This window comes from Candidatus Eremiobacteraceae bacterium (genome assembly GCA_036511855.1).
In the GTDB taxonomy this organism is placed as follows: Bacteria; Vulcanimicrobiota; Vulcanimicrobiia; order Eremiobacterales; family Eremiobacteraceae; genus JABCYQ01.
Genome location: DATCBN010000109.1, coordinates 1 through 15,310, shown reverse-complemented (window position 1 = coordinate 15,310; position 15,310 = coordinate 1). Strand labels below are relative to the sequence as shown.

Genomic DNA, 15,310 nt, shown 5'->3' with positions numbered 1-15,310 from the left:
CGCTAGAGCGCGCCTTCCAGCGAGGCCTTGACCAACCGGCCGAGCCGTTCGATGCCCGTCTTGATCTTTTCGTCGGCGCCGTTGCTGAAGTTCAGGCGCATGGTGTTGCGGACATCGCGGTTGACCCAAAATGGAGCGCCTGGCACGAACGCGACTTTCTCGCGCGCGGCATGGGCCAATAGAAGTTGCGTGTCTATTCCGCCGGGCAGCGTGACCCACACGAACAATCCGCCGTCGGGTCGCGTCCACGTCGTGCCTTCGGGCATGTGCACGGCGAGCGCGGCGAGCATCACGTCACGCCGGCGCGTGTACACCGGCAGCATCTCACGGACGTGCCCCTCCACTTGGCCCGGGCGCCGCGCGTACGCGTAGACCGCGCGTTGCGTGAACGACGAGGTGTGCAGGTCGGCGGCTTGTTTGGCGGGCACGATCTTCTCGTACACGGCGCGATCGTTGGTGACGAGCCACGCGATCCGCATGCCCGGCGCGATCGTCTTGCTCACGGTGCTCATGTAGATGCAATTATCGCCGTGGGCGAGTGCGGTGATCGACGGAATGTGCTCGCCGGAATAGCGTAGACGGCCGTACGGATCGTCTTCGAAGATGGGCACGCCGAATCGAGCGCACAGCTCGATGACGGCCAGACGCCGCGCAAGCGTGAGCGTGATGCCGCTCGGATTCTGGAAATTCGGCACGAGGTACAGGAGCTTCGCGCGCTTGCCGGTGCGGACGCCGTCGCGCAGGGCGCGCTCGAGATCCGCGATGACGATGCCGTCGCCGTCGGTGCCGACGTTGATGTAGCGCGCTTCGTATGCATCGAATGCTTGGATGGCGCCGAGGTACGCCGGATTTTCGATGATGACGGTGTCGCCAGGATCGAGCAGCACCTTCCCGACGAGATCAAGTCCCTGCTGCGAGCCGCTGATGATGAGCACTTGGTTCGCGGTGCATTCGAGGCCGATGGTCTCGTGCAGATACCCCGAGATCCACTCGCGCAGCGGTGGATAGCCCTCGGTGACGCTGTACTGCAAAGCCTCGGCGCCTTGGGTCTCGAGCACTTCGCGGCACGCCTCGGCGAATTGAGTGACCGGGAAGAGCTCGGGCGCGGGCAATCCGCCGGCGAACGAGATGACGTCGGGCATCTCGGTGACTTTGAGGATTTCGCGGATGGCGCTGGCTTTGAGACCGCGCATGCGTTTGGCGAAACGGAAGACTGGGGTATCTGAAGGCGAGCCGTGCGCGGCTAGAGACATTCGGACCTCGGTTCGGTTGAGTACGCAACGTCGTTCCAAGCGGCGGCGGCGGATTCCCGCAACCCGCGTGTAGGAGGGCAAGCATCGCTTGCCCATAGATGAACGAACATGAATCATTCCTTAATGCTTACTGTCCCTTAGGGGGCGGATTCACAAAATGGTAGAAACCCGCATCCCCGTGACCAACGATGAACGCTCCACGCTTGCGCGTCTGCTCCAATCGGTGCGCGACGGCGCCGTCTCGATCGATGAGGCATCGGCTTATCTTGGCGGACACGTGCGCGACGATGCTCTCGACTATGCGGAGCTCGATCATCTGCGCGCCGAACGCACGGGCTTCGCCGAAGTGATCTTCGCCGAGGGCAAGACGCCGCGGCAAGTCGCCGAGATCGCGGTCGCGCTGTGCGCGCGCGCCGGAACGGTGATGGCCACGCGCGTGACGCGCGAGCAGTTCGACGCCGTGCAGCGCGAGTTGCCGCACGCTATTTTTCACGCCGACGCGCGGATCATCGCGCTGGAACGCGAACCGCAAGCGCGCGTGGGCCTGGCTTGCGTGGTGTCGGCCGGTACGGCAGATCGCGCGGTGGGCTCCGAAGCAGCGGTCGCGCTCGACCTCATGGGCAACAATGTCGCGCGCTTAGACGATGTCGGTGTCGCTGGTCTGCACCGAGTGCTCGGGCACATCGGGGCACTGCGCCAAGCCAACGTCGTGGTGGCGGTGGCGGGAATGGACGGCGCGTTGCCGGGCGTCATCGCCGGACTCACCGACAAACCCGTGATCGCGGTGCCGACGAGTGTCGGCTACGGCGCATCGTTTGGCGGACTCGCCGCGCTGCTGACCATGCTCAACGCCTGCGCCGGCGGCGTTGCCGTCGTCAATATAGACAACGGATTTGGCGCGGCATGCGCCGCATCGCGCATCAACCGGGTCGCGGTCCGCGCCGCGGAGCGCCACGCATGAGGATCGCGTGTTTCGATTGCTTCGCGGGCGCGAGCGGCAATATGATATTGGGCGCACTGGTGGACGCGGGCTTGAGCATGGACGCGCTGCAGCGCGAACTGCGGCGGCTGCCGGTTGAAGGCTGGACGATGCGCGCCGAATCCGTAAGCAAGCGCGGTGTCGGCGCGTTGTATCTCGACGTCGATGTCCCCGGCGAAGATCATCTCGCGGGCGCGGGCGGTCACGGGGCGCACGCACACCGCAAACTCGCCAACGTGCTTGCAATCGTTCGCGCCGCCGGTTTTCCGGCTGCGGTTGAGAAGACGGCGTGTGCGATCTATCACCGCCTTGGTGAAGCCGAAGCGCGCGTGCACCGCGTGCCTATCGACGAGATCGCGTTTCACGAGGTCGGCCAGATCGACGCGATCGTGGATATCGCGGGAGCGGCTTTGGGCTTGTTCATGCTCGACATCGACCGGGTCTATTGCTCGCGTTTGCCGTGCGGACGGGGAAGCGTTCACGCGGGTCACGGCACTTTGCCGTCGCCGCCGCCTGCCACGATGGAGCTCCTGCGCGGTTTTCCGTGTTACGAGATAGACGTCGACGGCGAGCTGGTCACGCCGACCGGTGCGGCGATTTTGACGACCGTTTCTCAATTCGGGCTCAGACCCCCGATGACGGTGCGCGGCATCGGCTACGGTAGCGGGCGCTCCGAATTTCCATTTGCAAACGTGTTGCGCGTCGTGATCGGCGACGTGCTCGCGGAGGATGCGATTGGGGCATCCGGCGCCGATGGCGCGGGCGACATCGAACAGATCGAGACCAACATCGACGACATGAATCCGCAGATATACGAACATCTCTTCGAGCGGATGTTCGCGGCCGGTGCGGTCGACGTGTGGACTGAAGCTGCGCTGATGAAAAAGGGGCGGCCGGGAACCGTGGTCCGCGCGCTGGCGCCGCTCGAGCGTGCGGACGCAGTGGTGGCCGTTATGCTCGCCGAGACGACGAGCATCGGCGTCCGCAGGTGGACGGCGCGGCGCACCATCGGCGTGCGCGCGGTCGAGCAGATCAATTCGGATATGGGATCGTTTCGCGTCAAAATCACTCAGACACCCGCCGGACCGCGCGCTAGGCCGGAATACGAGGATGTGCGGGCCATCGCGCGCCGCGACGGAGCGGCGCTCGTCGACGTGATGCGACGGGCCGAACGCATAGCCGACGAATGGCTCGCTGGAAAAGCGCGCCGATGATCGACGCGCGTCGCGAAACGTCCATGAGAGAGATCGTGCGTTCGCTCGGGAGCGCCGTCGTCGCCTTTTCCGGCGGCGTCGATAGCTCGGTCGTGCTCGCGATCGCCGTCCAAGAGCTCGGAGAACGAGCGCTCGGCGTAACCGGCATTTCTCCGTCGGTCGCTCGCGGTGAAGCGGAAGCGGCGGCAGCGCTGGCACGAGCCATTGGAGCGCGCCACGAGACCATCGCAACCGCAGAGTTCGAAGACGAGCGCTATCGCGCCAATCCGGTGAACCGCTGTTTTTATTGCAAGGACGAGCTGTACGGCAAACTCGTCGCGATCGCGCGCGAGCAGGAGTTTGCATACGTCGTCGACGGGTTCAATGCCGACGACGGCACGGCGCCGCTCGATTCGCGGCCGGGCCGCGGCGCGGCGAAACGACTTGGCGTGCGAAGTCCGCTAGCCGAAGCCGGGATCTGCAAAGCCGAAGTGCGGTCGATCGCAAAGCATCTTGGGCTCGATGTCTGGGATAAACCCGCGACACCGTGTCTGTCGTCGCGCGTGCCGCACGGCACGCGCATCGAGATCGACGCCTTGCGCAGAATCGATTTGGCGGAGCGCTTTCTACGCGCGACAGGATTTCCCGTGGTGCGCGTGCGCCATTTCGGTTCGGTCGCGCGCGTGGAAGTCCCGACGACGGACATCGCGCGGCTGCACGCGCGGCGCGTGCTCGTGGAGCGAGCGTTGCATGAAGTCGGTTACGCGGCGATCGAGATCGACGCGCGCGGCTATCGGATGGGCTCCCTCAACGAACCGTAAAATGGAAACCGTATTAGGGCAAGCATCGCTTGCGCCGGCGTTTCCAATTTAGGAGGGCAGCCTCGCTTGCCCCGCGGTTTCGGAGACGCGACATCGAAGGTGTGCCACAACTACGAACGCCGCCACGACTTCCGTCACTGGATTACGCTAGTCAGCGCGTTTTCTTTGTAACGTTCAGCGTCTGGGATCGCTGCCAGATATTCGCCAAACCTGAAGCGGCTAGAGCTATGCGCGATGTTATCTTTAGGTATTGCGAACGCGGATGGTATTGGTTGCTATCCTATTGCGTGATGCCCGACCACGTGCACATGCTGCTAAAGCTTAGATCATCCGAACGAAGTCTATCGCGAATAATCGCAACCCTAAAGCACGAAAGTATGAAGAGTCTGAAGAGCATGGGCGAAACGATTCGCTGGCATTATGGCTACTATGACAGAATTCTACGAGGCAACGACTCGGAGTTTCGTATAGCGTACTACATTACTCAAAACCCGGTACGGGCCGCACTCGTTCGCGAGGCGACCGAGTATCGCTGGTGCGGAATCGTCGATCAGTTCTGGTGATCTATATGATAAGGTCGCGTCGACTAGGGCAAGCGATGCTTGCCCTCCTACAGGGAACAAAAAAACAGGGCAAGCGATGCTTGCCCTCCTACAGATGCGATAAGACTAGAAGACGTCGACGACCGTTGCGCCGGAAGACGTGAATAGGTTGCGCACTGCGTCGGTGTCGGTGTCGGGTACGAGCAAGCCCGCTACGGTCCGACCGGATTCAATCGCGATGGCGTAGTCGTCGTTGCGGCCATCAGGCACATTCAACGACGCCAGATAATCATTGACGCTATCTCCGTAGATGACGCCTTCGGTGCGGTCGCCGAGGCCGATTCCGGGAACCCCGACGCCTCCGGCCAAATTCCCGAAGCCGCCGCCGCCGCTCCCGCGATTCACGTCGCCGAGCCACGTGTATTGCGCGCCGGTATTTGCGATCTCCGTCGGCACATCCATGTTGCCGAGGATTTGAGCGCGCGAGACGTCATGGCCGGCGGCGCCTAGCGCGCTGAGCAGAGACGCTACGGATGCGGTATCCGGAAATATGCCGACGACGGTTGCCACGAAAATATCCTCACGCACAAGCAGCAATGCTCACGCAGCCCGAGAGGCGCGTTGCCTTCGGTCCAAGCGTCGCGCCGCCCTTTTGTGAAGGCCGGTTGCGAAGGCGCAGACAATGGCTTTGCGATGGATTCCGTGACGCCGCCCGTACCGTCCGCACGGGGCGCGTTCGATCTGCGAGGTCTCGCCGGTGACGCAGGCCTCGTCATCGGGGCGGCGCTGGTAGCAAATCTACTCAATTACGCATTCCATTTCATCGTCTCGCGCAGGCTCGGTCCCGAACAATACGGCACGCTGACCGCATTGATCGCGATCGCGGCTCTGGTAGGCGTTGTCGGCACGGCGCTGAACGGCGTCGCGGTTCAGGAAGGGGCCAAGCTTTGGGTCGGCCATCGCGACGACGACATCGGTTCGTTCGTGCGGCACGCCGCGCGCGCCGCGTTCGGCGTTGCGCTCGTCGTCGGCGTCTGCATACTCGTCGCGAGCTTAGCGCTCGCCCCATATCTGCACATCGAGCGGTGGGATCTATGGATCGCATTCGCCACATATTGCGCCGCCAATATATTCGCTTCGTTCCTGCGCGGCTGCGCGCAGGGAGCGCACCGTTTCGGTTTTTTTGCATCGTCGCTCATCGGCGAATCGGTCGTCAAATTGATCGTGGCCGTGACGTTCGTCGCTTTGGGCTGGCAGGTGCTCGGTGCGCTGGCCGGATTCGTGGCAGGTAGCGCATTCGCTGCCGGCGTGCTCGTGCCGCCGTTCATCGCGCGCGCCCCGGCATCGACGTACGACCAAGCCGAACACTCGCATCTGCGCCTCGGCGGAGAATCGCTCAAAGTTCTCGGCGTGGGTGCGTGCACCGCCGCGCTCATGTTCATCGATACCATCTTCGCCAAACATCATCTGTCCGGCGACGAAGCGGGCTACTATGGAGCAGCAGGGACGATCGCGCGCATCATTCCCTACGGCGTCGGCCTGATCGGTCTGGTGCTCATGCCGAAAGCGGCGGCAGCGCATCACGCGAGCCGGGAATCGCTTTCACGATTGCTCGCGATCGCGTTCGGCGCCGGGCTGCTCGTGACCGGGGTTGTGGTGGCGCTGCTGGTCGGCGCCCCAAGCCAGGTGATCGCCGCATCATATGGCGCGAAATTCGTGGCGTCGATTCCGTTGCTTCGCCTATACGCAGTCGACGAAGGCATTCTCGGAGCGTGCACCCTCGGCTTTGCCTATCTGGTCGCGGTGCGCGACTATCGTGTCGCGCGATTTCTCGTGCCGGCGGTGGTGCTGGAGGCCGCGCTGATGGCGTCGCTAGGCAAGACCGCCTTCGCGCTGCTGATCATCGCGATCGCCATCAACGCGGCGCTCGTTCCGTGCATCGCATTCTGCGTGGCGCAGGCGCTGCGCTCCGCGCCGATGGAGCATCGGTCGCACGTGCCGCAGGCGCCCGGCCCCCCGTCCGCCGAACTTTGAACGTCCGATGAATGGCCACGTTTTTTACCGGAAGCTCAACGTCGAGTTGCCGCTTATCGTCCGCGGCAAGGGCGTGTACCTGTACGACGACAAAGGCAAACGCTACCTCGACGGATCGGGCGGCGCGATGGTGGCATGCATCGGTCACGGTGTCGACGAGGTCGCCGTTGAAATCGGCGTGCAAGCCCACAGACTCACCTACGTCAACGGCACCGCATTCACCAACGAACCCGTCGAGAAACTGGCCGATTTGCTGTGCGCGCACGCGCCGCCGGGCATCGGCAAAGCGTATTTCTTGAGCAGCGGTTCCGAAGCGGTTGAGGCGGCGCTAAAACTCGCGCGGCAGTACCATGTGGAGCGCGGCGAAACGCAGCGCAAAATCATCATCGCCCGCACGCCGGGTTATCACGGCAACACGCTGCTCGCACTTTCCGCGTCCGCGCGCGAGCCCTACCGTAAGATTTATGCGCCGTGGCTTCTGGACGTCACGATGATCGACGCCCCGTATCCATACCGGGCGGGTCCGCTCGGCGACTCTTCGCCCGCGATGACCGGCGAGGCGTTCGCCAAGGCGCTCGATCGAGTCGGTCCGGGCAATGTCGCCGCTTTTATCGCCGAGCCCGTGGGCGGATCGTCCACCGGCGCATCGGTGCCTCCGCCCGATTACTACGCGCGCATTCGCGAGCTGTGCGACGCGCACGGCATCCTCTTCATCGCCGATGAAGTGCTGAGCGGCGCCGGCCGCACCGGAAAATTCCTCGCACTCGAGCACTTTCGCGCGCGTGACGGTGGACCGGTGGTGCCGGACATCATCACGTTAGGCAAAAGCTTGAACGGCGGATACTCGCCGTTGTCGGCGCTGCTGGTCAAGACATCCATCGTCGACACCATCGCACGCGGCAGCGGCAGTTTCGTGCACGCCCAGACGTATTCGCACAATCCGCTCGCCGCCGCTGCGGCGCTTGCCACCATGCATTACGTGCGCGACCGCCGGCTCGTGGAGCGGGCGGCGCTTTTAGGCGCCGAACTGCAAAAAGCGCTGAAGACGCTGCTCACAAAAGGCTCCGGAGCGCACATGGTCGGCGACGTGCGCGGCATCGGCATGTTGGCGGCGGTGGAACTGGTGGCAGACCGCGATACGAAGAAGCCATTCCCGCGAGCGATGAAAGTCGTTGAGACGCTCGTCAAGGAATGCCTTGCTCACGGCCTCGTCGTCTGGCCGAACGTCGGCCACGCGAACGGTCACGACGGCGACCTCATCATGATCGCGCCGCCGTACACCATCACCCTCGAAGAGATCGACGAGCTGACCGAGAGTTTGCGCGGCGCCCTTGCGGCGACCGCCGGCGCCGTACTAGGGCAAGCATCGCTTGCCCAAAATGGGTGACCGATGCTCACCCTCGTACTAGGGCAAGCATCGCTTGCCCAAAATGGGTGAGCGGTGCTCACCCTACTACGGAACCGAGTTAGAAGAGGGCAACATGACCGCACAAACGTCGACCAAAGCGCCGAAGATCACCTATTCCGCCGTCGGCGGCAACATGGACGAGATCCACAGCTCGTTCGATAAGGCTGTCAAATCACTGCGCGCGTCGCTCGGCGGCGAACACCTTCTCTACATCAACGGCGAATGGGTGAAGGGCCAAGGCGGCACGCACGCGACGCAAACACCTATCGACCTCGACGTCACCGTCGGCAATTTCACGGCGGCATCGCTCGCACAAGTCGACAGCGCCGTCGCCGCCGCAAAAGCAGCACAGAAGAAGTGGGGCGCTCTTCCCTGGCGCGAGCGAGTCGCCGTCATGCGCCGCGCGGCGGAAAAGATCCGCGAAATGCGATTCGAGATCGCCGCGGTCATGAGCATCGAAGTCGGCAAGAACCGCATGGAGTCGCTCGGCGATGCCGAAGAATCCGCCGATTTGATCGACTACTACGCCGACCAAGTCGAGCAGAGCGACGGCTTTCGGCGCCCGCTCGGCAAGCTCTCGCCGAACGAGCAGACCCAAGACGTGCTGCGGCCGTTCGGCGTGTTCGCCGTCATCGCGCCGTTCAATTTCCCGATGGCGCTCGCCACCGGCATGTCCAGCGCTGCGCTCGTCGCCGGCAACGCGGTCGTGTTCAAGCCGGCAAACACGGTCCAACTCACGGGCGCGATGCTCGCGCGCGTGTACGACGAAGCGGGCATGCCCAAAGGCGTCTTCAATTTGATCTACGGATCCGGAGCGACGGTCGGCGAGCATTTGATCAGTCACAAAGACGTCGACGGCATCGCGTTCACCGGTTCGCAAGAAGTCGGCATGCGGCTGTTGCGCGAATTCGGCTCCGGTGGACCGTTCGCAAAGCCGGTGCTCGGCGAGCTCGGCGGCAAGAACGCCGCCATCGTCGCGGAGAGTGCCGATCTCGACATGGCCACCGACGGCGTGATGCGCTCGGCCTTCGGATTGCAAGGCCAGAAATGCAGCGCGTGCTCGCGAGTGTACGTGCACAAAAAAGTCGCCGACGCCTTTATGACTATGCTCGTGGAGAAGACGAAGAAGCTCACGATCGGCGACCCCACCGACAAAGACGTATACATGGGTCCGGTGATCAACGAAAGCGCGGTCAAGACCTACGAAGAGAGCACCGCAGCCGCCGGCGCGAACGGCGGAATACTGACCGGCGGCGAGCGGCTCAAGACCGGCAAGCTCGCCAGCGGTTACTACGTCGCGCCGACGGTGGCGAAATTGCCGCTCGATCACGAACTATTCCAGCGCGAACTCTTCTTGCCCATCCTCGCGGTCGGGGTCGTCGACTCGTTCGATCAAGCTCTGGCAGAATCGAACAAATCGCATCTTGGCCTGACCGGCGGCCTCTTTTCCGGCGATGAAAAAGAGATCGAGCGGTTCTTCGATGAGATGGAAGCCGGCGTTCTGTACGTGAACCGGCGAAGCGGGGCTACAACCGGCGCCTGGCCGGGGGTTCAATCGTTCACCGGCTGGAAAGGTTCCGGGGTGACGGGAAAAGGCGGCTGCGGACCATACTACGTCTCGCAGTTCCTTCGCGAACAGTCGCGCACGCGCATGACCTAACAAATGCATATGGAATACGGCACGAGGCTAATGATTGACGGGCGACTAGCCAATATAGCCTAAAAAGGTTGCCCGTCAGGCCGTCCAGAACGAACAATCATTATGGAAAAGAACTATCCTTTCATCGGCGTCGCGCCGCCGGGTCCGAACGCGCAGAAGATCATCGCGCAAGACGAGCGCTACGCCTCGACCTCGTATATCAAAGAATACGCGCTCGTGGCCGCACGCGGCAGCGGCGCGATGGTCGAAGACGTCGACGGCAACCGCTATCTGGACTTCATGGCCGGCATCGCCGTATCGTCCACCGGTTACGCGCACCCCAAAGTCGTAGCCGCCGCCACCGAGCAGTTGAACAAATTCGCGCACATGTGCGCCACGGATTTCTACTACCCGGTTTTCGCACAGCTCTGCGAACGGCTCGCCAAGCTCGCGCCGGGCGCCGAAAGAAAGCGCGTCTTCCTCACCAATTCCGGCACCGAGGCCGTCGAAGGCGCCATCAAACTCGCGCGCAGCCACACGAAGCGGCAGAACGTCATCTCATTCGAAGGTTCGTTCCACGGCCGCAGCATGGGCGCAATCTCGCTCGGGTCGTCGAAAGTGAAGTACCGCAGGCACTTCGGACCGCTCATGCCGGGCGTGTATCATCTGCCGTACGACAACCCCTATCACGCCACCGACTGGCGCACCGCCACGGCGAACCTTTTCCGCGAGCGCGTCGGCGAGGACGAGATCGCGGCCGTCGTCATGGAGCCGATCTTGGGCGAGGGCGGCTACGTCGTGCCGCACAAAGAGTTCTTGCAGTACTGGCGCGATTTCTGCGACGAGCACGGCGCAGTGCTGATCTACGATGAAGTGCAGTCGGGCGTCGGCCGCACCGGCACGATGTTCGCGTCGCAAACACTCGGCGTCACTCCCGACGTCACACTGTTGGCAAAGGGTCTCGGCTCGGGCCTTCCCATCGGCGCCATCATCGCCAAAGAGTCGGTGATGTCGTGGGCCCACGGCAGCCACGGCAGCACGTTCGGCGGCAATCCGGTCGCGTGCGCAGCCGCGCTTGCCACGCTCGACCTCGTCGAAGGCGGCTTGATGGACAACGCCGCCAAGATGGGCGGGCTGCTCCTCACCGGCCTGCGAGCGATGAAAGCGAAGCACGACATCATCGGCGACGTGCGCGGCGTCGGACTCATGATCGGTGTCGAATTCGTGCGCGACCGCGCGACGAAAGAGCCGTACGAGCACCTCGTGCATCAGATCGAGCTTGCGGCCTTCGGCAAAGGTCTGCTTCTGCTCGGCTGCGGCCGCAGCACGATCCGCATCGCGCCGCCCCTGATCATCGATGAAGAGGACGTCCGCATTGGATTGCGCGTGTTCGACGAAGTGCTGACTGAGCTTAGAGTCCCGGCGTGACCGTCGACTCCGGTCGACCGGCATCGACGAAGTTGATGCCCATGAAAGAAGCGATCGCCCGCTTCGTCCACGACGGCGATACGCTCGTCATCGAAGGCTTCACGCATCTCATCTGTTTCGCGGCCGCTCACGAGATCATCCGTCAACGAAGACGCGACCTGACGTTGTGCCGGCTTACACCGGACCTCATCTACGATCAGATGATCGCCGCGGGCTGCGCGAAGAAACTCGTCTTTTCGTGGGCGGGCAATCCTGGTGTCGGCTCGCTGTTCGCGCTGCGGCGCGCAGTGGAAAAGGGAGTGCCGCATCCCGTGGAAATAGAAGAATACTCGCACTACGGTTTGGTGGCGCGCTTCGCAGCGGGCGCGGCGAAGCTGCCATTTTGGCCGTTGCGCAACTATCGCGGGAGTGATCTGCCGGCGGTGAACCCGCGCATCAAGACCGTGACGTGTCCGTACACCGGCGAAGAGCTCGCCACGGTGCCCGCCATAAATCCAGATGTGACCATCGTGCACGCGCAGCGCGCCGATCAGCACGGCGATACGCAGATTTGGGGACTCTACGGCGTGCAAAAGGAAGCGGCGTTCGCGGCCAAACGCGTGATCGTCGTCGTCGAGGAGATCGTCGACGAGTCGGTCGTGCGCGCCGATCCCAATCGAACGCTGATTCCCGGAATCATCGTCGACGCCGTCGTGCACGAGCCGTGGGGCGCCCATCCGTCGTATTCGCAAGGGTTCTACGACCGCGACAACGATTTCTACGTCGCGTGGGAAGCGATTTCCAAAGACGAGGACGGCCTGCGCAATTGGTTGGAAGAGTACGTCTACGGCGTTGACGACCGCGCCGGCTATATGCGCAAGCTGGGCGCGGCCGTGCAGGATAGGCTCGCGGCCGACGACATGTTCTGCGAAGGAGTCAACTACGGTTTCTGAAATCGGCGCGTATTCGAACCAGGAATTGATGGCCGTGCGCGCCGCCAAAGAACTGCGCGACGGCGACGTCGTTTTCGTCGGCATCGGGCTGCCGAATCTCGCGTGCAATCTCGCGCGCGCCACCCACGCGCCGAATCTCGTGCTCATCTATGAATCGGGTGCGGTGGGTGCCGTCCCCGATCGGCTGCCGGTCTCCATCGGCGATCCGGCGCTTGTCACCGGTTCACTGTCCGTCGCATCGATGGCGGATATTTTCATGATGTATCTTCAAGGGGGGCGGATTCAGGTCGGCTTCCTCGGCGGCGCGCAAGTCGATCGCTACGGCAATATCAACTCGACCGTGATCGGATCGTACGACAAACCGAAAGTGCGTTTGCCGGGCAGCGGCGGCGCGTGCGAGATCGCAGTGCATGCACACCGAGTTATCATCGCCACCGCGCTATCCGCGCGCTCATTTCCGGCCTCGGTGGATTTCATCACATCGCCGGGCCACGCGGGGAAATATGGAACGCGAAAGGAACTGAAGCAGCCGGGCGGCGGTCCAGTGCGGATCGTCACCGATGTGGGTATTTTGGAGCCGTCACCAGACGACGGCGAGCTCGAATTGGTGGGCATCTATCCCAACGTCGAGGTTGAAGAAGTCAAGCACAAGGTGGGCTGGCCGCTTCGCGTGCGCGCGACGCTCGAAAATATTCCGCCGCCCACAAGTGAAGAGCTCCATCTGCTTCGAGATGTGCTGGATCCGGACCGGTTGTTCTTATAATCTAGGCCTTTTCCCAAAAGGACATTCATGAACAAGCATCTCCTCGGCGTCGTTTCGGCGGCCGCGTTCGTACTCGCTTTCGCCAGCGCGCCGCTCGGAGCCATCGCCGCGCCGGCGCCGGAAACGCTTCCGCCCGCGACCGGCCTGCAATGGCATCAAACGGCGGCCCAGGTGCTGCAGTCGTGTGAAGACCAAATCGCTACGACAAAAACCGAGATCGCGAAGATCGAGTCACAGTCCGCGCCCGAATGGACATTCGCCGACTCGGTTCAGGCAATCGAAACGGCCGTCGCCGACTTGAACGACGGCACCACCGCGCAAACTTTCCTCTCGGCCGTTGCGCCGACGTCGGACGTTCGAGACGCGGCGAACAAATGTCAGCAAGAAGTGTCCGACTACTATTCGACGCTCAGCGCAGACCCAAAGATCTATGCGATGGCGGCGCGCGTGACTGCGATCGGTGACGCGAAGACGGACGCCGACAAGAAGCTCGTGGAGACGTACGTGCTGACCGGCGTGCGCGCCGGCGTGGCGTTGCCGCCCGCGCAGCGCGATCAGTTGACCAAACTATTCCAACAGCTCAGCGATCTGACGATCGCGTTCGGGCGAACGCTTTCCGAAGATAAGACCGTCATCCACATCTCGGCGGCGGATGCCAAACCGCTGCCAGAGGCTTTTGTCGCGAACGTCAAACCGACGGCGACCGGATTCGACGTGCCGGTGAACGAGAGCACGTACGCGCAGTTCATGGACAACGAACCGGACAGCGCGGCGCGGGAACGTTTCGCCACGGCGTACGGCCGCCGGGGCGGCCCGGCAAACGTGACGCGGCTGGAACAAGCGGTCGCGCTGCGCTACAAGATCGCGCGCACGCTCGGCTTCGGACAGTGGGCCACCTATCAGCTAGCGGCGAAGATGGCCAAATCGCCGGCTCGTGTCCAAAAATTCCTGGCGCAGATCGACTCCACGCTTTTGCCCGCTGCCCGCGCCGAACGCGCCCGGCTCGCCGAACTGAAAAAAGCAGACGGCGACCTGACGCCGTTCGCGAGCTGGGATACGCCGTACTACGAGACCAAACTCATCAAGACAAGATACGCGGTAGACGACTCGATCGTGCGCCAATATTTTCCCGTGGACCACGTGATCAGCGGCGTGTTCTCCATCTATGAAAAGCTGCTCGGCGTGACGTTCACGCAGTTGCCGGCGCCCGACGCCTGGGCCCCCGACGTGCGCGAATACGTGATAGACGATACCGCAAGCGGAAAAGCTATCGGCTGGTTTTATCTCGACCTCTTTCCGCGGGCCGGCAAGTATGATCATTTCGCCGACTTCGGCGTACGGCCCGGCCGCCTATTGCCCGATGGCTCGGTTCAAAAGCCGGTCACCGCTATCGTGGGCAATTGGCCTGCGCCTGCGCCCGGCCAGCCTGCGCTGCTCAGCCACGGCGATGTCGTGACGTTCTTCCACGAGTTTGGTCACGCTATGCATTCGACGCTTTCGATCGCGCCGTACGAGACGCTTTACGGCACGGCGGTGCGCGGTGATTTCGTCGAAGCGCCATCGCAGATGCTCGAGAACTGGATGTGGCAGCCGTCGATTTTGAAGATCGTTTCGAGCAACGTCAAAACGGGCGCGCCGCTGCCGGATAGTCTGATCACGAAGATGGTGGCGCTCGAGCACGTCACCGACGGACTCGACTACACCGGTCAGGCGTTCTATGCGCAATACGACATGACGCTGCACAGTTCGGGTCCGACGGTGGACGCCACCAAGCTTTGGTCGAGCCTGCAGTCCACGATGACCGTCGGCCACATGATCCCCGGCACATATCCGGAAGCGGCCTTCGGACATCTCATGAGCGGCTACGACGCGGGCTACTACGGCTACTTGTGGTCGAAAGTATTCGCGCAAGACATGTTCACGGTGTTCCAACATTACGGCCTGGAGAGCCCGGTGGCCGGCATGCGCTATCGGAAAGATATCTTGGAGCCGGGCGGCGTCTACGAACCCGACGTGCTGCTCGAAAGATTTCTGGGCCGACCGGTCAGCTACGATGCCTTCTACAAATACTTAGGGATCACACCACCGAAATAACGATAGAAATGTAGTACGGGCGTACTCGTATTAGGGCAAGCATCGCTTGCCCCGCGATCGCCGTATTAGGGCAAGCATCGCTTGCCCCGCGGTCGGCGTACTAGGGCAAGCATCGCCTGGCCCGCGGTCGCCGTACTAGGGCAAACATCGCTTGCCCCGCGGTCGCCGTATTAGGGCAAACATCGCTTGCCCCGCGGTCGCCGTATTAGGGCAAGCATCGCTTG

12 protein-coding genes are annotated in these 15,310 nt (G+C 62.8%); 10 read left to right on the top strand and 2 right to left on the bottom strand.

Features of this window, described 5'->3' with window-relative positions; translation table 11 throughout:
- Window positions 1-2: 2 nt before the first annotated feature.
- Window positions 3-1,193 carry a PLP-dependent aminotransferase family protein gene (locus tag VII69_14505; protein ID HEY5096320.1) on the bottom strand — a complete coding sequence of 397 codons (1,191 nt, stop codon included), beginning with the start codon at window positions 1,191-1,193 and terminating at the stop codon, window positions 3-5.
- Between the two features lie 217 nt (window positions 1,194-1,410).
- Between VII69_14505 and larB the strand changes: the two genes are divergently transcribed.
- From larB to larE, 3 genes are read left to right on the top strand one after another with little or no spacing between them, the layout of a single operon-like run.
- Window positions 1,411-2,214, top strand: a complete 804-nt coding sequence (gene larB, locus VII69_14500; protein HEY5096319.1) for a nickel pincer cofactor biosynthesis protein LarB — start codon at window positions 1,411-1,413, stop codon at window positions 2,212-2,214.
- Window positions 2,211-3,446, top strand: a complete 1,236-nt coding sequence (gene larC / locus VII69_14495; protein HEY5096318.1) for a nickel pincer cofactor biosynthesis protein LarC — start codon at window positions 2,211-2,213, stop codon at window positions 3,444-3,446. Before larB ends, larC begins: the two co-directional genes overlap by 4 nt.
- Entirely contained in the window at window positions 3,443-4,246 is an 804-nt protein-coding gene (gene larE, locus VII69_14490; protein HEY5096317.1) for an ATP-dependent sacrificial sulfur transferase LarE, read from the top strand. Before larC ends, larE begins: the two co-directional genes overlap by 4 nt.
- Window positions 4,247-4,914: 668 nt before the next feature.
- Here larE and VII69_14485 read toward each other — a convergent pair.
- On the bottom strand, window positions 4,915-5,358 hold the full coding sequence (locus VII69_14485; GenBank protein ID HEY5096316.1) for a hypothetical protein: 444 nt from the start codon (window positions 5,356-5,358) through the stop codon (window positions 4,915-4,917).
- Between the two features lie 123 nt (window positions 5,359-5,481).
- Between VII69_14485 and VII69_14480 the strand changes: the two genes are divergently transcribed.
- The 7 genes from VII69_14480 to VII69_14450 all read left to right on the top strand — a co-directional run bounded on the left by VII69_14480 (window position 5,482) and on the right by VII69_14450 (window position 15,086).
- Window positions 5,482-6,822, top strand: a complete 1,341-nt coding sequence (locus tag VII69_14480) for an oligosaccharide flippase family protein (protein HEY5096315.1) — start codon at window positions 5,482-5,484, stop codon at window positions 6,820-6,822.
- A gap of 7 nt (window positions 6,823-6,829) precedes the next feature.
- Entirely contained in the window at window positions 6,830-8,209 is a 1,380-nt protein-coding gene (locus VII69_14475) for an aspartate aminotransferase family protein (protein HEY5096314.1), read from the top strand.
- Window positions 8,210-8,303: 94 nt separating this feature from the next.
- Window positions 8,304-9,890 carry an aldehyde dehydrogenase family protein gene (locus tag VII69_14470; GenBank protein ID HEY5096313.1) on the top strand — a complete coding sequence of 529 codons (1,587 nt, stop codon included), beginning with the start codon at window positions 8,304-8,306 and terminating at the stop codon, window positions 9,888-9,890.
- A gap of 102 nt (window positions 9,891-9,992) precedes the next feature.
- The gene (locus VII69_14465) at window positions 9,993-11,297 is read left to right on the top strand and encodes an acetyl ornithine aminotransferase family protein (GenBank protein HEY5096312.1); all 1,305 of its coding nucleotides are present in this window, start codon (window positions 9,993-9,995) and stop codon (window positions 11,295-11,297) included.
- Between the two features lie 41 nt (window positions 11,298-11,338).
- Entirely contained in the window at window positions 11,339-12,229 is an 891-nt protein-coding gene (locus tag VII69_14460; protein ID HEY5096311.1) for a CoA-transferase, read from the top strand.
- 28 nt (window positions 12,230-12,257) lie between these two features.
- Window positions 12,258-12,992, top strand: a complete 735-nt coding sequence (locus tag VII69_14455) for a CoA-transferase (GenBank protein HEY5096310.1) — start codon at window positions 12,258-12,260, stop codon at window positions 12,990-12,992.
- A 27-nt stretch (window positions 12,993-13,019) separates the two neighbouring features.
- Window positions 13,020-15,086: a M3 family metallopeptidase gene (locus tag VII69_14450; GenBank protein ID HEY5096309.1), complete on the top strand. Its 2,067-nt coding sequence runs from the start codon at window positions 13,020-13,022 to the stop codon at window positions 15,084-15,086.
- The last annotated feature ends 224 nt before the right edge of the window (window positions 15,087-15,310 follow it).

Bases quoted from the DNA above. Each gene is read 5' to 3' on its own strand.
- VII69_14470 (HEY5096313.1), top strand. From the start codon at position 8,304: ATGACCGCACAAACGTCGACCAAAGCGCCGAAGATCACCTATTCCGCC.
- VII69_14505 (HEY5096320.1), bottom strand. From the start codon at position 1,193: ATGCGCGGTCTCAAAGCCAGCGCCATCCGCGAAATCCTCAAAGTCACC.
- VII69_14480 (HEY5096315.1), top strand. From the start codon at position 5,482: ATGGATTCCGTGACGCCGCCCGTACCGTCCGCACGGGGCGCGTTCGAT.
- VII69_14460 (HEY5096311.1), top strand. From the start codon at position 11,339: ATGAAAGAAGCGATCGCCCGCTTCGTCCACGACGGCGATACGCTCGTC.
- larC (HEY5096318.1), top strand. From the start codon at position 2,211: ATGAGGATCGCGTGTTTCGATTGCTTCGCGGGCGCGAGCGGCAATATG.
- larB (HEY5096319.1), top strand. From the start codon at position 1,411: ATGGTAGAAACCCGCATCCCCGTGACCAACGATGAACGCTCCACGCTT.
- larE (HEY5096317.1), top strand. From the start codon at position 3,443: ATGATCGACGCGCGTCGCGAAACGTCCATGAGAGAGATCGTGCGTTCG.
- VII69_14465 (HEY5096312.1), top strand. From the start codon at position 9,993: ATGGAAAAGAACTATCCTTTCATCGGCGTCGCGCCGCCGGGTCCGAAC.
- VII69_14450 (HEY5096309.1), top strand. From the start codon at position 13,020: ATGAACAAGCATCTCCTCGGCGTCGTTTCGGCGGCCGCGTTCGTACTC.
- VII69_14475 (HEY5096314.1), top strand. From the start codon at position 6,830: ATGAATGGCCACGTTTTTTACCGGAAGCTCAACGTCGAGTTGCCGCTT.
- VII69_14455 (HEY5096310.1), top strand. From the start codon at position 12,258: ATGGCCGTGCGCGCCGCCAAAGAACTGCGCGACGGCGACGTCGTTTTC.